18 protein-coding genes are annotated in these 20,830 nt (G+C 43.5%); 9 read left to right on the top strand and 9 right to left on the bottom strand.

Annotated elements, in window-relative coordinates; genetic code table 11:
* Window positions 1-58: 58 nt before the first annotated feature.
* The gene (locus OP489_RS11650; RefSeq protein WP_266162153.1) at window positions 59-1,432 is read right to left on the bottom strand and encodes a hemolysin family protein; all 1,374 of its coding nucleotides are present in this window, start codon (window positions 1,430-1,432) and stop codon (window positions 59-61) included.
* Between the two features lie 342 nt (window positions 1,433-1,774).
* Here OP489_RS11650 and nifJ point away from each other — a divergent pair, with 342 nt between their 5' ends.
* Entirely contained in the window at window positions 1,775-5,329 is a 3,555-nt protein-coding gene (nifJ, locus tag OP489_RS11645; RefSeq protein WP_266162152.1) for a pyruvate:ferredoxin (flavodoxin) oxidoreductase, read from the top strand.
* A 100-nt stretch (window positions 5,330-5,429) separates the two neighbouring features.
* Here the strand turns inward: nifJ and OP489_RS11640 are convergent, their stop codons facing one another.
* Entirely contained in the window at window positions 5,430-6,272 is an 843-nt protein-coding gene (locus OP489_RS11640; RefSeq protein WP_266162150.1) for an AraC family transcriptional regulator, read from the bottom strand.
* Window positions 6,273-6,292: 20 nt separating this feature from the next.
* Here OP489_RS11640 and OP489_RS11635 point away from each other — a divergent pair, with 20 nt between their 5' ends.
* The 3 genes from OP489_RS11635 to OP489_RS11625 all read left to right on the top strand — a co-directional run bounded on the left by OP489_RS11635 (window position 6,293) and on the right by OP489_RS11625 (window position 9,454).
* Window positions 6,293-6,544: a hypothetical protein gene (locus OP489_RS11635; protein ID WP_266162149.1), complete on the top strand. Its 252-nt coding sequence runs from the start codon at window positions 6,293-6,295 to the stop codon at window positions 6,542-6,544.
* A gap of 277 nt (window positions 6,545-6,821) precedes the next feature.
* Window positions 6,822-8,237 (top strand): sodium/glutamate symporter, encoded by a 1,416-nt coding sequence (locus OP489_RS11630; RefSeq protein ID WP_266162148.1) that lies wholly within the window; start codon window positions 6,822-6,824, stop codon window positions 8,235-8,237.
* 77 nt (window positions 8,238-8,314) lie between these two features.
* Window positions 8,315-9,454, top strand: coding sequence for an NAD(P)-dependent oxidoreductase (locus OP489_RS11625; RefSeq protein ID WP_266162147.1), 1,140 nt, complete (start codon window positions 8,315-8,317; stop codon window positions 9,452-9,454).
* Between the two features lie 173 nt (window positions 9,455-9,627).
* Here OP489_RS11625 and OP489_RS11620 read toward each other — a convergent pair whose 3' ends face one another.
* From OP489_RS11620 to gctA, 7 genes are read right to left on the bottom strand one after another with little or no spacing between them, the layout of a single operon-like run.
* Window positions 9,628-10,452, bottom strand: coding sequence for a helix-turn-helix transcriptional regulator (locus OP489_RS11620; protein ID WP_266162146.1), 825 nt, complete (start codon window positions 10,450-10,452; stop codon window positions 9,628-9,630).
* Window positions 10,453-10,477: 25 nt separating this feature from the next.
* Window positions 10,478-11,005: a 2-oxoacid:acceptor oxidoreductase family protein gene (locus OP489_RS11615; RefSeq protein ID WP_266162145.1), complete on the bottom strand. Its 528-nt coding sequence runs from the start codon at window positions 11,003-11,005 to the stop codon at window positions 10,478-10,480.
* Between the two features lie 4 nt (window positions 11,006-11,009).
* Window positions 11,010-11,825, bottom strand: coding sequence for a thiamine pyrophosphate-dependent enzyme (locus OP489_RS11610; RefSeq protein ID WP_266162144.1), 816 nt, complete (start codon window positions 11,823-11,825; stop codon window positions 11,010-11,012).
* 1 nt (window position 11,826) lies between these two features.
* The gene (locus OP489_RS11605; RefSeq protein ID WP_266162143.1) at window positions 11,827-12,969 is read right to left on the bottom strand and encodes a 2-oxoacid:acceptor oxidoreductase subunit alpha; all 1,143 of its coding nucleotides are present in this window, start codon (window positions 12,967-12,969) and stop codon (window positions 11,827-11,829) included.
* 3 nt (window positions 12,970-12,972) lie between these two features.
* On the bottom strand, window positions 12,973-13,170 hold the full coding sequence (locus tag OP489_RS11600) for a 4Fe-4S dicluster domain-containing protein (RefSeq protein WP_266162142.1): 198 nt from the start codon (window positions 13,168-13,170) through the stop codon (window positions 12,973-12,975).
* A 27-nt stretch (window positions 13,171-13,197) separates the two neighbouring features.
* Entirely contained in the window at window positions 13,198-13,977 is a 780-nt protein-coding gene (locus OP489_RS11595) for a CoA-transferase subunit beta (RefSeq protein ID WP_266162141.1), read from the bottom strand.
* Complete coding sequence (gctA, locus tag OP489_RS11590) at window positions 13,974-15,023, bottom strand: glutaconate CoA-transferase subunit A (RefSeq protein ID WP_416232452.1); 1,050 nt, start codon at window positions 15,021-15,023, stop codon at window positions 13,974-13,976. Before gctA ends, OP489_RS11595 begins: the two co-directional genes overlap by 4 nt.
* A gap of 260 nt (window positions 15,024-15,283) precedes the next feature.
* Between gctA and OP489_RS11585 the strand changes: the two genes are divergently transcribed.
* From OP489_RS11585 to OP489_RS11565, 5 genes are all read left to right on the top strand, one after another.
* Window positions 15,284-15,970: a helix-turn-helix transcriptional regulator gene (locus OP489_RS11585; RefSeq protein ID WP_266162140.1), complete on the top strand. Its 687-nt coding sequence runs from the start codon at window positions 15,284-15,286 to the stop codon at window positions 15,968-15,970.
* A 440-nt stretch (window positions 15,971-16,410) separates the two neighbouring features.
* A complete protein-coding gene (locus OP489_RS11580; protein WP_266162139.1) occupies window positions 16,411-17,970 on the top strand; it encodes an AbgT family transporter in 1,560 nt (519 codons plus the stop codon).
* Between the two features lie 44 nt (window positions 17,971-18,014).
* Window positions 18,015-19,133 carry a mandelate racemase/muconate lactonizing enzyme family protein gene (locus OP489_RS11575; RefSeq protein WP_266162138.1) on the top strand — a complete coding sequence of 373 codons (1,119 nt, stop codon included), beginning with the start codon at window positions 18,015-18,017 and terminating at the stop codon, window positions 19,131-19,133.
* A gap of 69 nt (window positions 19,134-19,202) precedes the next feature.
* A complete protein-coding gene (locus OP489_RS11570; protein WP_266162137.1) occupies window positions 19,203-20,033 on the top strand; it encodes an amidohydrolase family protein in 831 nt (276 codons plus the stop codon).
* Window positions 20,030-20,818, top strand: a complete 789-nt coding sequence (locus OP489_RS11565; RefSeq protein ID WP_266162136.1) for an amidohydrolase family protein — start codon at window positions 20,030-20,032, stop codon at window positions 20,816-20,818. Before OP489_RS11570 ends, OP489_RS11565 begins: the two co-directional genes overlap by 4 nt.
* Window positions 20,819-20,830 lie beyond the last annotated feature (12 nt).

Genomic DNA, 20,830 nt, shown 5'->3' with positions numbered 1-20,830 from the left:
GATTGGCTTTCCTAAAAAAATCCTCACCGGAAAATTTTCCGATGAGGATTTTTTAACTTTATTTTTTATTTTGTGATTTTGCGCTGCCTTTTTCGGTGGCTTCCGGTGAAGAAACTTTTTTGCGGATACGAATTCGCGTGATCCGGCGTTCTTCTACCCGCAGAGCAGTAAAAGTAAGCATCCCATATTTGACACAAGGCTGCTCATCCGGATTGGGGATTCTGCCAAGCAGTTCGACTAAAAGACCGGCAAGCGTGTCATAATCACCGCGGGGCAGGGTAACGCCAGTAAGATCTTCCACATCGTCAATCGCAATCGAACCGTCAACATTCCAGCAGTTAGGCCCTTCTTCAATGACTTCTTCTTCTTCACGGTCATATTCATCCTGAATATTGCCGACGATGGATTCTAGCAGGTCCTCCAGGGAAATCAGTCCTTCGGTTCCACCATATTCATCAACAATGACCGCAATCTGAAAATGGTTCTCTGTCATTTCTTTAAAGAGCTCGCTGCACTTGTTGGTTTCCGGAACAAAATGAGCTAAACGCATCAGCTTTGTGAGTTTCAGTGTTTGATCGACAGGAGCTCCAACATATTTGAGCAAATCTTTTACATAGATAATGCCAAGAATATTATCTAGGTCTTCGTGATAGACGGGAATCCGGGAAAAACCTTCCTGAATTGCGAGATTGACAACGTCCTGTATGGTATCGGTATCTTCCACGGCAATGATGTCTGTACGGTGCGTCATCACTTCTGCAACGGTACTGTCATCAAAATCGAAGATGTTGGAGATCATGTCTTTCGCGTCTTCTGCAATGACTCCTTTTTCTTCGCCCTGATCGACCATCATTAAAATTTCTTCTTCTGTAACGGTCGAGTCTTCATGATTGGGGTCTAACCCGCCAATTCGCATCGCGAAATGAGTGCAGCCCGAAATCAGTGAAAACATCGGCTTTAAAAAGATAATAAGACCTTTTAAAAAGCCTGCATATCGATAGGCAGAGGATTCAATGCGCTGAGGAGCAAACTTTTTGGGAATTGCTTCTCCGAAAAGTAAAAATAAAAAGACCAAAAGAAGGATCGTTAAGACAAATCCAAGAATAAAAGTGACATTTTGAGGAAGACCTAGAGAGGACAGCGCATTTCCAAGAAATGGTGCAATTCCCCATGAGGCAAGTCCTGCCGCCAAAAATTCGCAGATCCCAATTCCCAAACGCACGGACCCTAAAAACCGTGCGGAATGTTTGGTGAGTTTCGAAATGGTGTTAGCCTGCGGATTTCCTTCTTCAGTGAGCTTTTTGATTTGGCTGTCGGAAAGATTGATGATTCCGATTTCTGCTGTAGTCAAAATTGCAGTCAGCAAAAGCAGTAAAAGCAGTAAAATAATTGTTGTCCATAAAAAATCAGTGGGCCCAGGTTCAGGAGCCATAAAAGTTCATTTCCCCTTTCAGTTAGGAAAGCATAAAACGGTATTTTCTCTAATGATCTAAATAATGATAGATTTTTACTTACTTATTGTATCCTATCAATAGGAGAAATGTCAATGTGCAACTGTTTTGGAGAAGAAAATAAGGGACTTTATGCCATAAAACATTAAAAACTAGGCATGTTGCAAAAAAAGTAGGGACCTATTGTTAAAAAATATACAATCCATAAAAAGTTTCTTTACAGGAGAATAGAAAAATGTTAGAATAAAAATAGTTTTACGTAAGAGAAAGCGAAAAATTTTATAAGGCGCTTCTTATACGTTTATTAAAGGAGGATTTGCCCAATGGATTCCAGAAAAATGAAGACTATGGATGGCAATACGGCTGCATCATATGTTTCTTATGCATTTACTGATGTTGCTGCCATCTACCCAATTACTCCGTCTTCACCCATGGCAGATGAAGCGGACAAGAGTGCTGCAGCAGGACAGAAAAACCTGTTCGGGCGAAAGGTGCATATTACAGAGATGCAGTCCGAGGGAGGCGCTTCCGGAGCCGTACATGGTTCTTTGGCTGCCGGCGCGCTCACAACCACTTACACTGCTTCTCAAGGTTTGCTCCTGATGATTCCAAACATGTATAAGATCGCAGGAGAACTTCTTCCTGGAGTGATTCATTGCGCAGCTCGTTCTCTTGCAACGCACGCACTTTGTATTTTCGGTGATCATTCCGATATTTATGCATGCCGTCAGACTGGCTTTGCAATGCTCTGCTCCAACAGCCCGCAAGAGGCTATGGATCTGGGCGCAGTTGCACATTTGGCCGCAATTAAAGGACATGTGCCGTTCCTGCATTTCTTTGATGGATTCCGTACTTCTCATGAAGTTCAGAAGATTCATTACTGGGATTATAAAGATCTCGGCGATATGCTGGACTGGGATGAAGTTGCAAAGTTCCGCAAAAATGCATTGAATCCGGAACATCCGGTAACCCGCGGAACTGCTCAGAATGATGATATTTTCTTCCAGGCAAGCGAGGCTTCTAATCCTTATTATGATGCATTGCCCGCAATTGTCGAGGATTATATGAATCAGGTGAACGCGAAGATCGGTACCGATTATAAACCGTTCAACTATCATGGTGCTCCCGATGCAGAGCAGGTCATTATTGCCATGGGTTCTGTTTGCGAATGCGCAGAAGAAGTGGTCGATTATTTGAATGCTGCCGGCGAAAAGGTTGGTCTTGTTAAGGTTCATCTTTATCGTCCGTTTGTACCGGAATATCTGGCAAAAGTTCTGCCCAAGACGGTAAAGAAAATTTCTGTTCTCGACCGTACCCGTGAGCCCGGTTCCATTGGCGAGCCGCTGTATCTGGATGTTTTGGCGGGCCTTTCCGGCACTGAGTTTGGTTGTGTGCCGATTTATACCGGACGTTATGGCCTTGGTTCCAAGGATACAACCCCGGGAGACATTGTTGCTGTCTATCGCAATATGCAGAGCGAGACTCCTAAGAAACGCTTTACAATCAGCATTGTGGATGATGTCACGAACCTTTCTTTGCCGGTTAAGGAAACCCCGGATACCACTCCGAAGGGAACCCATTCCTGCAAATTCTGGGGACTTGGCGCAGACGGTACTGTCGGTGCGAACAAAAACTCCATCAAGATTATCGGTGATCATACCGATATGTACGCTCAGGGCTATTTTGCCTATGATTCCAAGAAGTCCGGTGGATTGACTGTTTCTCATCTGCGTTTTGGCGATCGCCCGATCAAATCCACCTATTATATCAGCAAGGCCGATTTTGTTGCCTGCCATAAGTCCAGCTATGTGACCGACTACGATATGGTTGAGGACTTGAAAGACGGCGGCAGCTTCCTGCTGAACTGCCAGTGGAGTGATGAAGAGCTAGACAAGGAGTTGCCTGGCAAGATGAAGAAATTCATTGCTGATCACAACATTAACTTCTACACCATTAATGGTGTAAAGCTTGGCAAGGAAATTGGACTTGGCAACCGTATCAACACAATTCTTCAGTCTGCTTTCTTCAGCATCGCAAAGATCATTCCGGAAGAAAAAGCGATTGAGTATATGAAGGCCGCTGCAGAGCATAGCTATGCGAAGAAGGGCCAAAAGATTGTTGATATGAACTTTGCGGCAATTGATCGCGGCGCAAAAGAATATCATAAAGTGAATGTGCCAGAATCCTGGAAGAACTGCACCGATGACCAGAAGGTCTCTGTTGCAACCGAGGGCGATCCTGACACTGTAAATTATGTAAACAACGTGTTGAAACCGATCAACCGCTATCAGGGAAATAAGCTGCCGGTTTCTGCCTTTAAAGATATGGCAGACGGCACAGCTCCGGCAGGTTCCTCTGCTTATGAGAAGCGTGGAATTGCTGTAGATGTTCCGGAGTGGAATCCTGATAACTGTATTCAGTGTAATTTCTGCTCTTATGTTTGCCCGCATGCCTGCATTCGCCCGGCTGCAATGACCCAAGCGGAAGCAAAAGCAGCACCTGCCTCTCAGAAGACAAAAGATATGACCGGTATGCCTGGCATGAAGTTTGCTGTGACGATTTCTGCTTATGACTGCACCGGCTGCGGTTCCTGCGTAAATGTTTGCCCAGGAATGAAGGGGAATAAAGCACTCTCAATGAAGCCGATGGAGACACAGGCTGTTTCTCAGGAAGGTTTTGACTATGGCGTAAAACTGCCGGAGAAACCTGAAGTGATTGAGAAGTTTAAGGAGACTACCGTTAAAGGCAGTCAGTTTAAGCAGCCGCTTCTTGAGTTCTCTGGTGCATGCGCAGGCTGCGGAGAGACTCCTTATGCAAAACTTGCGACTCAGCTTTTCGGCGATCGCATGTATATTGCAAATGCTACCGGTTGCTCCTCTATTTGGGGCGGTAGTGAACCTTCTACACCGTATACCCGCAATCAGCGTGGATTTGGTCCGGCATGGGCAAACTCCTTGTTTGAAGATAACGCGGAATATGGCATGGGCATGGCACTTGGTCAGGATGCAGTTCGTGGTCGTCTCATGGACGAAATCAAGGAACTTGCGAAAGATGAACGTGCTTCTGAATCCTTTAAAAAGGCTTGCAGTGATTATTTTGATACCGAAAAAGACAGCGGTGCAAACCGTGCTGCAACCGATAAGCTGATTCCGGAATTGGAAAAAGCAGCTGCAAAAGGCTGCCCGGTTTCCAAGGGAATTCTGGAAGAAAAAGAATTTCTCGCGAAGAAATCCACATGGATTTTCGGCGGCGACGGTTGGTGCTATGATATTGGCTTCGGCGGAGTTGACCATGTCTTGGCTTCTGGAGAAGACGTCAACATTCTCGTCTTTGATACCGAAGTTTATTCCAATACCGGCGGACAGGCATCTAAGGCAACCCCAATCGGTGCAGTTGCCCAGTTTGCGGCTACCGGAAAAGCAACGAAGAAAAAGGATATGGCTGCCATTGCAATGAGCTATGGCTATGTCTATGTGGCACAGGTTGCAATGGGCGCTAACATGAATCAGTGTGTCAAGGCGTTCCATGAGGCTGAGAGCTATCATGGCCCGTCCATTATCATTGCTTATGCTCCTTGCATCAATCACGGAATCAAGGGCGGCATGAGTATTGCACAGACCGAGGAAAAGAAGGCTGTAGATGCTGGATATTGGAATCTGCTCCGTTATGATCCTCGCCTTGCAGCAATTGGAAAGAACCCAATGCAGCTTGACTCTAAAGCGCCAACTGCAAGCTATCATGACTTTATCATGGGCGAAGTTCGTTACAATTCTTTGACTCGTGCATTCCCGGATCGTGCAAAGATGCTCTTTGAGAAAGCAGAAGAAGCTGCGAAAGATCATTACGATCAATTGGAAAAACTTGCAAGTATGAAATAATTTTCTGAGAAGAAAATAAAAAGGGTCCCGCCTGAATGGTTGGGATCCTTTTTTATCGCTATTTTAAAGCAGCGATAGGGAGAAAGTCTTTAGCCCAAATTCAGGCTGAAAGACTTTCTCCTTTTTTATTTTGATCGCTGAGCAGATATTCTTTAGCATAACGCTTAGGAGAAGTTCCGGTCAGTTTTTTGAAAGTCCGGATAAAATGTTCATTGTTGCGAAATCCGACGGTTTCTCCAGTCTCCTGCACGCGCATTCCATTGCGTAAAAGTTCCCGGGCCCGCAAAATTCGGCAATGAATGACGTAGTCCATGACGCCAAATCCGGTTGCAGGTTTAAAAATATGGCAGAGGTAGTATTTACTCAGGAAAAAGTGTGAGGCAATCAAGTCAATGGTTAAGGGTTCTGATAAATGTGCCCGAATATATTCCAAAATTGGCGCAACCTTTTCTAAATCATGGTTAATTTCTGTTGCTTTCAAATCTGCTGTAGCAAAATAACAGAATGTTTTGTGTAGAAACGTTAAAAGAGTTAGCAATTGCTGCATATCTTCCCCAAAGTTTCCGCTGGAGCAGGGAGTCTGAAGCTGATTATAGAGCTTTTCAAGCTCCACGGTTTCTTCTTCCGATAGAGTTACCTGAATTTTTGACCGTTCGGCGCAGGCTGCAAGGTTTGTTTTTGGAGTGGAAAGAGATTGCAGTAAACTTGGCGCAATATGGAGGACTCGGCTGCGGTAGGATTCGTTTGCAACGCTTCGGTGCAGAATTGAAGCACCAAAAAGGAATAACTCTCCCCGATGGAGTGGATAAATTTCCGGTTCCAAAAAGAAAAGTCCTTCGCCGGAAGTACACATCATGATTTCAACATCTTCGTGAAAGTGTGGGCGATCCATGGAATAAGTATCATTTCGACTAGAATGAATTTCATATTTGTAGCGAATCATAAAAAGATCTCCTTCCCAAAATGAAAGTTTTTGTTAGAGGGTTTCATTGGAAAACGATAAAAATTGCGGAGCAAGATATGCAAATTTTACAGCAAACCAATGCATTAGCAAGAGAAAAAAGACATTTATTGTGCTATTTCTGTAGCTTTTTTGCTGGTATTAAGGGATTAAAGGAATATTATGAAACTGCTTTATTCCAAAGCAGAATCAATAAACAGAAAAAGGGGAAAAAGGGAAAGAAATCCAAAGTGATTTTATCTAAAAATGAATGAAATTGTTTTATGAATTTTATTTGTTTCCTTATCATATGGGGAAAAAAGTAAAAAATAATTCCAAAAAAGAAAATATACCACCAAATAGCAAGATACATCATTTTTATGCAAATACAGTGCAGGAAATTGCGAAAATTGGATGATATGATAGTGCATGAAAAAGGGAGAGAGCAAAAAAAAAATTGGCAAAGTTGCCGATTCCTTTTTCTCTCTTAAAAGGGAGCAAGTCCGGAATTGCAAAAGTTGTTTTTCAAAATTTGATGGGAGGCGTTTGATTATGACCCTTTGGACGGTCTTGACTGATGTCAGTATGATGGCCGGTTTGCTGCTGTTGGGGCAGCTGCTGCGTGCGAAATTGAAAATTTTTCAAAAACTGTTGATCCCACCGGCTCTAATAGCTGGAATCTTCGCTTTAGTGTTAGGCCCAAATGGTTGGGGAATTCTTCCTTTTTCCAAGAGCCTTAGTACATATGCAAGTGTTTTAATTGTAATTGTGTTTGCCGCAATGCCGATTGGAGATAAGCCAAGCAAAGAGGCAAAATCCGGACCGGCGATCGGTGGAATGTTCTTTAACATTACCGGCGTTGCAGTGTTGCAGTATGCAGTTGGGATGTTCCTCACAGTTTATGTGTTGGATCTGTTCTTCAAAAATTTGAATCCGGGATTTGGATTGATGATGGCAACCGGATTCTATGGCGGCCATGGAACAGCAGCTGCTGTTGGTCAGACATATGAAAGCCTTGGTTGGGATGAAGCTTCTGCTTTGGGTTATACAACCGCGACGGTCGGCTTAGTCGGAGGCATTATTTCCGGCGTGGCGATCATTAACTGGGGCGCCCGCAAAGGATATACCCATTATGTAACTTCTCCAAAGGATTTGCCGTTGTCCATGAAGACCGGTTTGGTACAGCCAATGGATCAGCAGGCGAGCACGAAGGCGACCATTTCTACGATCTGCATGGATCCGATGGCATTCCATTTAGGATTAGTTTTAGTTCCTTCTCTTTTCGGCTACATGCTTTCAAAAGCATTAATACCCGTAATCGGAGTCGAAATTCCAGCCTTCTGCACAGCACTTCTTTTTGGATTCATTGTTAATGCAGTTATGAATAAGACCCATTCGGACAAATACATTGACCGGGGAAGCATCAGCCGGATCAGCGGTACTTCTACCGATTTCCTGATGGTTTCCGGTATTGGTTCTCTACAGCTTGGGATTGTTGTCAAATATGCGGTCCCGCTGATTGTAGTTTGTGCGGCAGGGTTCTTAACAAACTGGCTCTGGTTCCATATCGTTGGCAAACATTCTTCTCCAAAGGATTGGTTCGAACGCAATATGATGGTTTGGGGCCATGCCTGCGGCGTTGCTGCAACAGGCGTTATGCTTCAGCGTATTTGCGATCCGGAACTAAAGTCCAGAGGAATTGAGGATTCCGGCATTTCAGATCTAATCAATCGTCCAATTATTGTTGGTCTACAGGTAATTCCGCCGGTCCTAATGACGACGATGGCAGCTGCAGGTCCTCATATTGTCACATGGGTATGCTTCGCAATTGTTGCGGTAATGGGAATTGTAGCTTATGCCTGCAAATGGTGGAATCCGAAGTCAAAAGTACAAACCTATTCACAAAGTGATGTTGGTAAAGTAGAAAAAATGCCGATCAGCAGAAATGACCAAGGCAAAGCAGCTTAAAATTAAATCAGCTTGATGATTGGTAAATTGAAGATTGGAAGCGCGTCCTTGAATTTATTATAAGGAGGATGAGAATCATGAAACCATATGATATCATTCATTTTGAGGCGCTTGGCGAAGAAGCAAGACATTTGGAAGAGGAGACAACAAAAGCGCAGCAGGCACATCAGCTTCCGGCAAATCTACATTATTTGATTACGCCGGAAAATGTACAGGACTTTTTAGCAGCACATCCTGATTTAGAGTTACCTGATATCATCACTACAAAAACACATTCTATTTTGCCAAAGGGATATCTGAATGGCAAGAAGAAAAGCATCATTACCCGCAGTGCCGGATATGATCATTATGAGGCACTGGCGGATCGTGCAAATATTACATCTTTACGCGAATACTGCGTCAATGCGGTGGCACAGACGGCGATTAAATTCTTATATGCAACAGCCGGGCTGCTCAATGATTATACAGTCTGCACTAGAACTTTTGAACGGAACCGGGAGCCTTCTTTTGAAGAGTTGGCAGGGAATCGTGTCGCGACGGTTTTTGGTGTTGGTAAAATCGGCAAGCGGATTTATGACCTTGTTGCGGCAAATGGATTGACCGCACAGGCAGTAGATATTCGTGAAAGTCAGCTGGATGAATTTTATCACCATAAGGTAAATTTTGTAACAAAAGAGCAGGCAATCGCAAATAGCGATATTATTATTAATGCCATGAACTTGACAAAAATTTCTCACAGTCCATTTTATAATGTCAATTATTTTTCAAGAAAATATCTGCAAAAAGCAAAGCCCGGTCTGATTTTCATCAATGTGACAAGGGGCGAGATTGCACCGGAATCACAGTTGTTGGAACTTTATGACGAGGGAATTATTAAAGGAATTGGTTTGGATGTTTTTACCGATGAAGAAGCTTTTTCAAAGAGTCTAAATCATGTGGCAGAGACCGATAATCCAAACTGTTTGGCTGCTACGGAAATTGTAAAGCGTGCTTTAGAACGCTCGGACAATATTTATGTGCAGCCTCATCAAGCTTTCAACTCCGATCTGGCCGTAGCCGCGAAAGCGCGCGATACCATTCAGCATTTGGTTGCATGGTATGAGAATGGAAAAAAGTGTTTTGACGAACAACTTCCGTATTATCCATCCGGTTCTGGAAAGACACGTACGATTCCATTCCCTGCGCCTCAGCGTGAAGACGAGACGGCCGCTTCCTAAATTCTAATATCTCATTTTTCTCCCTGTTGTTTCGAAATTGCACCTTCGAAACAAAACAAAAAGGCTTCGAAAAGAAAAACTCTTTTCGAAGCCTTTTTTGCAGCTCATTTTATGATTCAAATTTTAAAATCAAAAAAGCAAAAAAAGCAATTAATATAAAAAATAAAAACAAACTAAAAAAGAATATTTGGAGCAGATCCCACGAGAACCTGTTTTTCAAAGTCGCTGGGACACATTCCCATTCGCTTTTTAAAGGTGCGGATAAAATGGGTGTCGTTTTGAAAGCCAACGGCTTTACTAATGTTTTGAATTTTCATTCCTTGGCGAAGTAGGACGCAGGCACGCCGAATGCGATAGGTAATAATATAATCTCCAATGGAAAAACCAGTCGACTTTCGAAACTGCTGACTAAGCCTTGATTTGCTGATATAAAATTCTTTTGAGAGGGTCTCCAAAGAAATAGGGGAGGAATAATTTGCATGAATGTATTGTAGGACTTTATCAACACGGGGATCTGATTTTGGCAGTGGAGGAGGAAGCGGTTCTTCCTGCGCAATTATTTTTGCCAGCATAAGGAGAAATTTGCGAAAGGAGAGCGCACGTTCTATGTCGTTGCCGAAATCATCGGAATCGGGTTTGGTCAGGTTGCAAAGGATTCCCAGTAAATTTGCAAGCGCATCATCCTGTACTCGCAAAACCAACGGTGCACTTTCAAAAAGAGCGGAAAGATTAGTGTGGGAAGTAGACATTTCTTCTAAAATTCGGCGTGGAAAATGAATTGCATAGCGTGCATAAGATTTGTTTCCCGTGCAAAAGCAACGGTGGATTACATATTCGTGCAGAATAAAAATGGTGCCAAAGCAAAGCTGATAGCCATTTTCCTGCACGAAAAAAGTTCCTTCATTGCTAAGTGGAATCAAAATCTCATAAGTTTCGTGAAAATGTGCATGCGGATTTTTGTCACGCTCATATTTGGAGATTTCAAATTCATTTTCCACAAAGACCCCTCGCTTTCGGGAAAGATTATAATTCGAATCCTTTTTCCAGTGCTCTGCTGTTCATTGCGATTGCTTTTTCTTTCCCTGCAAAGCGGGAGGCAATCGCAAAAAGAATATTTTCTTTTGACAGAAGCCCGGTGTGTTTCATCATAACGCCCAATGCGATTGTATTTGCTGCCTGAATATTGCCGAGTTCAATTCCCATCGAGCGGAATGGATAGCCGATGTGTTGTCCTTTAGAAGAATCCGCCTTTTTAACCTCATCCGTATCATATACGATCAGCGTATCATCACGAAACGAGGGAAGATATTTATCGTAGGCGACCTGTGCGAGACATAAAATTAAATCCGGAACCTCTACATTGGGATAACCAATCTGCTGGTCACTGACGATCACGTCTGTTTTGGTGAAGGTTCCTCTTGTTTCGGAGCCATAAGAAGCAGTCATTGTGGCGTTCAATCCTTCAAAAATAGAAGCTGCTTGACCGATGATCTCGCCAGTGGAGATCAACCCCTGACCACCGACGCCGCTTAAAACAATTTCTTTTTTCATTATTTTACGCCTCCTCGCTCTCTTCTTCAATGATTTTATGATATTTTGTATAGTAATCTTCGCGCTCTTTGTTGACAAGGCATCCAACAATGATTTTGTTGCTGAGTTCTTCTTCCGTCATATGGGAGGCTTGCTCGGGAGTGATACTCTGTTCATTCATTAGCTTCATCATGCGGGCAGCTTCTCCTTGCTTGTTGTAACGACCATAATGTGTGGGGCAGGCCACCATAATTTCAATCAAAGAAAAACCTTTATGCTCGATCCCATCTTTAATCAGCTTGCGCATTTGTATCGGGTTGTAAGAGGTGGCACGGGCAACATAGGTTCCGCCTGCTGCAGCGGCCAATTTGCAAATGTCCATTGGGGGTTCAATATGCCCGTAAGGGGAAGTCGAGGTGACACTACCGGTTGGTGTTGTGGCAGAATACTGCCCTCCGGTTTGCCCATAATTGTAGTTATTTGCAATGATGGCCGTCAGATTAATATTACGGCGGGCACAGTGAATCAGATGATTTCCGCCAATGGTTACACCATCGCCGTCTCCCATCGTGACAAGTACATGGAGATTCGGATTCGCAAGCGCAATTCCGGTTGCCGCCGGCAGCGCCCGGCCGTGGGTAACATGCATGCAGTTGAGGTCGAGGTAATCATCAACCCTGCCAAAGCACCCAATGCCACTGACCAGCGCGATATCGTGCTTATCATATCCGGTAGAAGCAAGTACTACCGCAATGGATTGCAGTGCAATTCCTTCTCCGCAGCCGGCACACCAAGTTTGGGGAAGCTTATCAAAAAGCATATAATCTTTATAAGTAGCCATTTTATTTTGCCTCCAATCCATCAATGATTTGCTGTGGCGTAATCAAAATGCCATCATTGCGGTTGACCTGTATGACCTTGCAGCCGTAATCGTTAAATTTACGAATTTCATTTGCAAGCTGTCCCATGTTCATTTCCGGAATCACGACTCTATGTACGGAAGAGAGAACGGAGCGGATTTTCTTTTCTGCCATGGGCCAGATCGTGACCAACTGCAGAAGACCTGCTTTTATTCCTTCTTGGCGCAGACGATCAACAGCAGTCATAGCGCTGCGTACACAGCATCCGAAGGTAATAATGACTTCGTCGGCGTCTTCAAGATGGTATGCTCGGGTTATTACAATATCATCGGCGTTTTTTTCAATTTTGTTTGTTAGGTAATTGGTCACACGGCTAATGTTATCCGGTGTTGGGCGAAAAGCGCCTTTTTCGTCATGTGTGGAACCGGTTGTGCGCATTAGAAATTTTTTATTCCCGATAAAAGGCATCGGTGCGGGCATATTTCCGGAAAAATCATAGGGACGAAAATCCTCGGGTCTTGTATTGGGGTCTGGCTGCCGACGGTTGATGATCTCAGAAGGATCCGGCTGCCGAATAATAACGGTTTCACGCAAATGACCGATTACTTCATCAGCAAGGAAAACGACAGGAATTCGATATTTTTCAGAGAGATTAAATGCGGTAATGGAAAGATCAAAACAATCCTGTGCAGAAGAAGGGCTCAGAGCGATGATTCCGTGATCGCCGTGCGTTCCCCAGCGCGCCTGCATGAGATCTCCCTGTGCGGGTTTCGTCGCAGCGCCAGTGGAAGGGCCGCAGCGCTGAACATCATAGATAACAGCTGGAATCTCAGACATAATTCCGAGTCCCAAGTTTTCCTGCATCAGAGAGAAACCGGGGCCACTGGTTGCAGTAAACGATTTTTTACCCGCGAGAGAAGCACCCAGCAGGGTTGCCATAGAGCTTAGTTCATCTTCCATTTGAACATACATTCCACCATGCTTTGGCAGCTCTTTGGAAGCGGTTTCGGCAATTTCAGAGCTGGGAGAGATTGGATAGCCGGCATAAAAACGAGCGCCGGCAGCGATGGCGCCTTCTACAATGGCAACGTTGCCTTCGATAAATTTTTTAACCGTTTTTTCCATGGCTTATTTTACCTCCACTTCAATCGCAAAATCAGGGCACCGCATTTGGCATAGTGCGCATCCGATGCAGTCTTCCAAATTGGCGACAACCGGAGGACAGCCGACCTCCTGTGTTAAAACCTTCTTTGGGCACAGTGCGGAACAGATTCCACATTGTTTGCAAAGCTTTTCATTAATAAAAATGCTGATTCCTTTTTTCATAGGAATTCCTCCATGTTTGCTTACAGTTTATGGTTGAAGATAAAGGTGATCTGGGTCGACTTTTTCACGCAGAAAACGAACGGTATCCTCGTCTGGTTCCGGAAGAACTTTTGCGCGGGACAGATCCATTGAAAATCCGGTGTTTTCCGCGATCTCTTCCGGTGAAGTAAATGGGTAATAGCCCGAGAGATACATTTCTTTTGTCTTTTCATCGAACTTCATGATGCCGAGATTAGAAACCACTGCTTGCGGTCCGCGGTCTGAGGGAAGTCCAGACTTTTTGCGCCCATCGGGTCCCTCAAGCCAACCGGGACTTGTGATATAGGGCATTTCCTTTACAAAACGCCGCTTTTCATGTGGCATGACAATTACGGTATTGACAAAAGATGCGATTCCGTTTGCTCCTCCGGAACCCGGAAAACGAACTTTCGGGTGATGGTAGTCTCCAATGGAAGTGGCAGAAACGTTGCCGTAAATATCGACGGCGGCACCTCCGATAAAACCAATGAGGTTATCATTATGATTTAAAAGTGCATTTGCCTGATAGCCAAGATAACGAATCGGCGGACATGCTACGGCACAGTGTGCCATTGAACGGTTATCGCTCACGCTGCGGGGAATTTCTTTTGGATTGAAATCCATCAATCCGCTTTCAACAATTAAACGGCATGTTGGTTGAAGGCGCTTTTTGGCAAGAATTGCTCCTACCAAAGGCAAACCTGTACCAACGATTACGACCTGATCTTTTTTGATAAGGCGAGCAATCGTATAAGCCTGCATCTCACCATGAGTATAAGATTCACTCATTTGCTCTCCTCCTCTGCGATGGTTTCGTCGGAAACATGAAATCCATATCCAGGGACATTTTTTAAGCTAAGCAGCCGATTAACACCAAGTTTTTCTAGATATTCAGCATGATTTTTGACCCCATAGACCCACTCTTTTAAAAATTGCTGAAATGCCTCGTCAGATTTTCCTGCACGATCATATTCAAGATAAAATTCCTTATCGTAATCGTAGTAGCCGTAAACCTGAGAGGGGTGTCCTCCATAAGGAAGATGAACAACTGCACTTACGGTAATGCCGGGAATGGTATTCTTTTCCGGTTCGCGGCGAATCCATTCGTTGGAGACCAGTTCTTCGCAGGTAACAATCGTATTTTTTGCGGCGAAGGCCAGATCAATATCTTGAAACGGATCGCTCAAAAGACGGCAGGTGCCGTCGGGAGAGGCGATTTGTGCATGAATAATGGCGGTGTCCAGCCGAGGAACCGGGAGCAAAAGGAGCTTTTCTTCGGGATTAAAAGGATTTTGCTGAATCAAAAATTTCTGATTCGGTAGTTTATCGATTTTCTTGCGTTCTTCTTCGGAGAGGCCCCATTCTTTTTCCATGCCGGAGCCAAGCATCATACGAACGGGAATGTAGGGTAGCCCCATAGCTGCTGCATGAAACATGGTCATCTGTGCATCTTGAGAGTAATCTTCAAAAAGAATGGAACCTTCTTGAATTGCTGCGCGAAATCGGCGGCTTACATTGGAAAAACGGGGGTTTGCAGTATAACAGTTTATGTAAGCTTTTACTCTTCCGGCGCCGATCAGCATATCCCAGTCACTGCCGGCAGGGCCGCCTTCGCCGATCAGATCTGTCTGTCCCTGCCGTAAAATTTCACAAACAGCCGCAAGCGGTTTTCGACCGGTGGTAAAACCGCCGAATGCCATGTGATCGCCGGAGTGTACATAGGTAGAAATAGCTTCGGAAAGAGAACAAATTTTATGATTACTACTGTACAAAAACATCACATCTTTTCGAAATGATTTATTTAGAATAATTAGCCGAATTGCATCTTCGTTCATTTCGCACTATATCTACAACCATTCTTGCTGTCAATTCAATTTTAATAACATGCGCCAAAATGTCAGCAAAAGCGGAGAATCAATCAAATGTTTGTAGATGTTAACGCAAGAACGCTGTTGCTTAAAATCTATTTTTTAAAAGCAATAGACAAATCAAACTATTTGTTCTATAATCAAAAATATATTCAGATCAATTCATAAATTTCATGAAATTAAGAAAATATTAAAAATTTTTTTGTACAGAAAGATGGTGCAATTTTATGAGAATTTCAAAGAATATTGACTTTGATTTTTTTATTCGTTTTGCAGAAGGAATCCAAAAATTCATGGGGGAAAAATGTGAAATTATTATCCATGATTTTCGGGAAGGATTTGATCATTCCATCGTGCATATTATTAACGGTTCTGTAAGCGGACGTTCGGTAGGTGGTTCTCCGCGCGGAGGGATGATTGCTCATTGTGGGGACGATATTGAAAAATATCATGACAGTCGGATCTATTTTTTTAACGGAACAGGCAACCGTTCGGGACATATTTTTAAATCTTGTACCACTCTGATTAATGATGAAAAAAATCAAATTATTGGTTCTGTCTGCGTAAATCTTGATGTAACAGATCTCATTTTGTCTCAAAATATGCTGCGTGGTTTTGTGCCGAATGGAAATGATTCCGGTTCCATACCGGAAGAAGAGATTGGCTTTGAAAATGTGGACGATGTGCTGCACTATTACATTAGCCACTGTGAACAACAAATTGGAAAGCCAATGTCTATGATGGATCGAAACGAGAAGATTCGGGCCCTCAGCTACTTAAATAAAAAGGGGGTCTTTAAAATTTCAAAAGCAAATGTGGAATTGTGCCAGGCTTTCCAGATTTCTAAATTTACACTTTATAACTATTTGGAAGAAGCAAAGCAAAAAGATCAGCAAAATCTGCCAAAAGAATAAAATTTATTAAAATTGCAGTCAAAACTCCGAAGAATGAAGCCTTTTTTGAAAGGGCAAATTCTTCGGAGTTTTTGTGTAAAAAATAAATTTAAAACATTTAAAGCTTTTAAAAATAAAAAAGAAAAGTCAATAATATCGTAAGATTAGTCAATATTTGTAATTATAGCCCTGCTTTTTACTTAAAATTAGGCAAGGTATACAAACAAAAAAGGAATAGTTTATGCAGTAATACAGCATGATTTTTGTTGACTTTTAAAAAAAGGCTTTTATAATAATGGCAGAAGACAAAACTTACAATTAGTTTGAAAGAAAAACATTATGTAAGAATTTAGCCGATTGCAATCGAAATTTACAATAAAGAAAGGTGGATTGAGACAATCAAATTTAGCGGGTATGAGAATCTTGGGGAGCAATTCCAAAATTAGAAGGAGGAATTATTCATGGGAAAAGAAGGGGAACAGCAGCCTAAGTCGGTAAAACGTTCAAAGTTTTTGGACGGAGTAGAAAGAGTCGGCAATAAACTGCCGGATCCTGTTATCCTGTTTATTTGGCTGGTTGTCCTTGTAGCAGTTATTTCATGGATTGGTTCAATCTGTGGGTGGAGTGCAATTAGTCCGGCAGATGGAAAACTGGTTACTGTTTTTAATTTGCTGAGTCCGGCAGGGATTCAATATATGATCAGTAACTGCTATCAAAACATGTCTACTTTCGCACCGCTTGCGATTGCACTGCCATTATTTATTGCAGTCGGTATTGCAGATAAATCTGGTTTTTTGGATTCTTTGTTTATTCGCATGGGGATGAAAGTAAGCGGCACAATGCTTACTGCAATTATTATTTTTCTTGGGATTTCTTCAAACTTTATGTCTGATATCGGATTCGTAATTCTGCCGCCTTTAGCAGCAATGTTGTTTTTAGCCGTCGGCAGAAATCCAATTGTAGGAATGTGCTGTGCTTATGCGGCGACCGGCTGCGGGTTAGCAGCAAATCTGCTGATTGGCATTTCCGATGCAAGAATTTCTGCGACCTCTCAGGCTGCCGCAGCCATCCTTGACCCAAACGCGGTGGTTTTGCCAACCTGTAACTGGTATTTTATTGCGGTTGCGTGTATTGTATTAACAGTCGTCAATACGTTTGTAACGGAAAAGGTTTTGGAGCCCCGGATGGGCAAATGGGATCCGAATCTTTCGGATAGTGATATTAAAGCGGTCGATCTTTCCAGTTATCAGACGACTCCGGAACAGAAAAAAGGCATGCGCGCCGGTGGAATCTCAATTCTGGTTATGTTGGCTATTTTAATTATCGGTGTTATTCCACCATATGGTTTTCTATGTGATGCAAACGGCGTCAATGTTTTCAATAATCAGAAAATGCAGCTTGGTTCGATTGTAACAACAATGGTTTTGCTGATTGGAATTCCGGGAATTGTTTACGGCAAAGTTGCCGGTACAATTCCGGATGGAAAAGCACTTGGGGTAGCAATGGCAAAAGGAATCCGCGATGTAGCTCCGTTTGTCGTTCTCTGCTTCTTTGCAGGACAATTTACCGGGTGGTTTACAACAAGCAACCTCGGATCAATCCTTGCTGTAAATGGTGCGGCTGCGATTCGCGACAGTGGACTCAGCGGGCTGCCTTTGATGCTGATCCTGATTGTTGTTTGTGCGCTGATCAATCTCTTTGTGCCAAGTGCAAACGCAAAATATTCCCTTTTGGCACCGATCCTCGTGCCGATGTTTATGATGCTTGGCTATAGTCCGGCATTGACCCAAATGGTTTACCGCATGGGCGATTCTGTTACCAATGCAATCACACCGGTTATGGCTTATTTCGCGATGCTTTTGGGACTTGTCAAAACCTATGACAAAAAAGCAGGCATGGGCACCTTAATGTCTTTGCTGATGCCATATACATTATCATACCTATTGACTTGGGTCGTTTTGTTCTCTATATGGTTCCTGGCCGGATGGCCTCTGGGCCCTGGCGGCGGACTTTATCTATAAAGCAAAAACATCGTAGCAATTTATAAGAGAAAGAAAGGAATCAAATGAAGATCGAAAAAATCGAGTACATACCAATTCGTATCCCAAAGCGCGGTGCTAAGGGTGGAAAAGTTTGGAAAACAGCGCTGGGAAACAACCCATTTGGAGATGCAGTCATTGTTTTACTGCATACGGATAATGGAATTTGTGGCCTTGGTGAAGTTTCTTCCATCTGGGATACCTATGGAAGCGGCCTTTTGCGGGATATGGGGCAGAAGCTTTCTGATTCCGTATTAGGACTTGATGCTTTTAGTATCACCGAAGCTATCGCAAAAATGGATAAAGCAATCGCTTGGAGTAAAAATGCACTTTGCTTTAAAGCCGGCATCGAAATGGCCATGTATGATGCAATCGGAAAATCCACTGGACTACCGGTTTATCAGTTGCTTGGGGGCAAACGCAGAGAGCGGATTCCTCTTTCTCATTCAGTTGCGATGGGTACGGTCGAAGAGCGCGTTGCTCAAGTGGAACAGCATGTAAAAGCTGGGTTCCATACGGTGAAGGTGAAAGTTGGGATTGATTTTGAAGACGATGTAAAAGCGGTTCGTGCAATTCGCGAAAAGTTTGGGCCAAAGCTTGGAATTCGTGTGGATGCAAATATGGGATGGCGTGATGAAAAAACGCTGATTAAAGTTGCTTATCAGTTAGCAGATCTGGGAGTCCTCTCGATTGAGCAGCCTTTTGCACCTAGAGAACTTTTAAGGCTTTCTAAAATTCGGGAAAAATTCCCGATTCCTCTCATGCTGGATGAGAGTATTTGGGAGCCGGCAGATGCACTCGATGCAGTGCGGGCAAATGCAGGCGATATTTTCAATGTTTATGTGAGCGAATCCGGTGGACTTTATCGTTCTATGCAGATCGCAAATCTCTGCGAGCTCGCCGGAGTAGGATTTTGTATTGGAAGTATGCCGGAATTTGGGATCGGGACTGCCGCAGAGCTGCAGCTCGGTCTTGCGGCTCCAAGAATTGATCATCCCAGTGACGTAATCGGCAATCTCTATTTTGAAGACGATGTAATCAAAGAGACTTTACCGGTAGAGGATGGTTATGCTCTGGCAGTAGATCGTCCGGGGCTGGGGGTCAGCCTCGACTGGGATAAGATTAAAAAATATAGGACCGACTAAAATCAGTTCCTGAAAAAATAAATGGGTCACTTTAAATGCTTTTATAATATTAGAAAGAGGTGAGCAGAAATGGTAGAACAAAATTTTACCGAAAAAATTTCTGCACTTGAATTTCTCGACTTTGCAGTCAGCTTTGGACGCCCACCGGTTCCGTTCACCGGAGTGTGGGTGGATAAAGAGCGACTCTTAAAGGAGCTGCGCCGCAATCACATTGCACAGTCGGCGCCGTATCATGTGCTTGCAAAAGCATATGAGGCGAATTATGGAAACAATCTTTTAATGGAAGAAATCGGCGACGATCGCCCGGAAATGATTCCAACGTGGGTTGTTGTTCCCAGTGAAGAGGCAATGGGCTGTTCTCCGAAAGCCTATGTGGATCAGATGGAAAAAGAGGGCATAAAAGCAGTTCGCTTATTCCCGTCTTCCACAGGAAATCCGGCCAAAGCAACGCGCTATGCGTTTACAAAGTGGTTCTATGGAGATTATTTTGAAGAATTTCAGCGTCGGCATATTCCGATCACCGTTGAATTTTCTCCAAATCGCCGTGATGAACCGGATTGGTCGAAACTTTATGAAGTCGCAAAAGACTTTCCGAAATTGGATATTGTTTTGGCAGATGGATTTCAGCGTACAGCATGGACTTTAATCAAGCTTTTGCGGGAATGTCAGAACCTGTATGTGCAAACTTCCGGGCTGGATGTTCACAGAGAGCTTGAATATATGGTGAATCAGGTTGGAGCACAGCGCTTTATTGCTGGTTCTAAATTCCCGGTTTCCACAATTGGAACGATGGTCGGTCAAGTGACGTTTGCCAATCTGTCATTTGAAGAGAAAAAACTGATTGCAGGAGATAATGCTCGCAGAATCATGGGACTGCCGATCAAAGGAGGGAATTTATGATGGAAGCAAGCAAAAAATATCGCGTGATTGATTCTCATGCACATATGGGACCAATCTGGAATTTTTACCTTCCTTATAATAACGAGTATCAGATGCTCGATAATATGGATCGTTTGGGCGTGGATACCGTCGTCTTTTCTTCTAATATGGCAATTTCAGGCGACCCTGTCAGAGGAAATCAGTATACGTTGGACGTTTGCCGCAGACATCCGGGTCGTTTTCTGGGGCAGTATATGGTAAATCCGAACTATCCGGAGCTGTTTGATGAAGAAGTGCCAGAGTATTTTTCTCATAAAGAAATCGTTGGATTTAAGGTTCATCCGGAACTTTCCGGAGATTATCCGCTTGATGGGAAGAATTATGAAAAGATGTTCCGCTATGCGAGTGAACATCATATCCCAATTTTGAGCCATACTTATTTTGGCGGAGATCGGCTGAGTGTTTTTGAAGAGCTCGCAAAAGAATACCCGGAGGCACCGCTGATTATCGGTCATGGCGCAATGGATCTTGGAACCGGAAAATGTATTGAACTTTGCAATCGTTATTCGAATCTGTATTATGATCTTTGCAGCCCGGTCAATAAGCGTTATGGGGCATTGACCATGGTTGATCAGGAGTTAAATCCTGATAAGGCCCTTTATGGAACAGACGGACCATGGAATGATCCTGCGGTCAGCTTGGGTTCGGTGCTTCTCAGCGGAATTGATCCTCAAAAACTTGAAAAATGGTTTAGCGGAAATTTCTTGCGGCTTTATACTCGTGCAGCTGCAGCCTTTGCCGACTGAGCCCGGATGAAA

Origin of the sequence: Caproicibacterium sp. BJN0003, from assembly GCF_026314295.1 — a bacterium.
Lineage (GTDB): Bacteria > Bacillota > Clostridia > Oscillospirales > Acutalibacteraceae > Caproicibacterium.
This window is presented reverse-complemented; position numbering and strand designations above follow the sequence as displayed.

Coding starts and splice junctions, on each gene's coding strand:
- OP489_RS11650 (WP_266162153.1), bottom strand. CDS start 1,432: ATGGCTCCTGAACCTGGGCCCACTGATTTTTTATGGACAACAATTATT.
- nifJ (WP_266162152.1), top strand. CDS start 1,775: ATGGATTCCAGAAAAATGAAGACTATGGATGGCAATACGGCTGCATCA.
- OP489_RS11640 (WP_266162150.1), bottom strand. CDS start 6,272: ATGATTCGCTACAAATATGAAATTCATTCTAGTCGAAATGATACTTAT.
- OP489_RS11635 (WP_266162149.1), top strand. CDS start 6,293: ATGAAAGTTTTTGTTAGAGGGTTTCATTGGAAAACGATAAAAATTGCG.
- OP489_RS11630 (WP_266162148.1), top strand. CDS start 6,822: ATGACCCTTTGGACGGTCTTGACTGATGTCAGTATGATGGCCGGTTTG.
- OP489_RS11625 (WP_266162147.1), top strand. CDS start 8,315: ATGAAACCATATGATATCATTCATTTTGAGGCGCTTGGCGAAGAAGCA.
- OP489_RS11615 (WP_266162145.1), bottom strand. CDS start 11,005: ATGAAAAAAGAAATTGTTTTAAGCGGCGTCGGTGGTCAGGGGTTGATC.
- OP489_RS11610 (WP_266162144.1), bottom strand. CDS start 11,825: ATGGCTACTTATAAAGATTATATGCTTTTTGATAAGCTTCCCCAAACT.
- OP489_RS11605 (WP_266162143.1), bottom strand. CDS start 12,969: ATGGAAAAAACGGTTAAAAAATTTATCGAAGGCAACGTTGCCATTGTA.
- OP489_RS11600 (WP_266162142.1), bottom strand. CDS start 13,170: ATGAAAAAAGGAATCAGCATTTTTATTAATGAAAAGCTTTGCAAACAA.
- OP489_RS11595 (WP_266162141.1), bottom strand. CDS start 13,977: ATGAGTGAATCTTATACTCATGGTGAGATGCAGGCTTATACGATTGCT.
- gctA (WP_416232452.1), bottom strand. CDS start 15,023: ATGAACGAAGATGCAATTCGGCTAATTATTCTAAATAAATCATTTCGA.
- OP489_RS11585 (WP_266162140.1), top strand. CDS start 15,284: ATGAGAATTTCAAAGAATATTGACTTTGATTTTTTTATTCGTTTTGCA.
- OP489_RS11580 (WP_266162139.1), top strand. CDS start 16,411: ATGGGAAAAGAAGGGGAACAGCAGCCTAAGTCGGTAAAACGTTCAAAG.
- OP489_RS11575 (WP_266162138.1), top strand. CDS start 18,015: ATGAAGATCGAAAAAATCGAGTACATACCAATTCGTATCCCAAAGCGC.
- OP489_RS11570 (WP_266162137.1), top strand. CDS start 19,203: ATGGTAGAACAAAATTTTACCGAAAAAATTTCTGCACTTGAATTTCTC.
- OP489_RS11565 (WP_266162136.1), top strand. CDS start 20,030: ATGATGGAAGCAAGCAAAAAATATCGCGTGATTGATTCTCATGCACAT.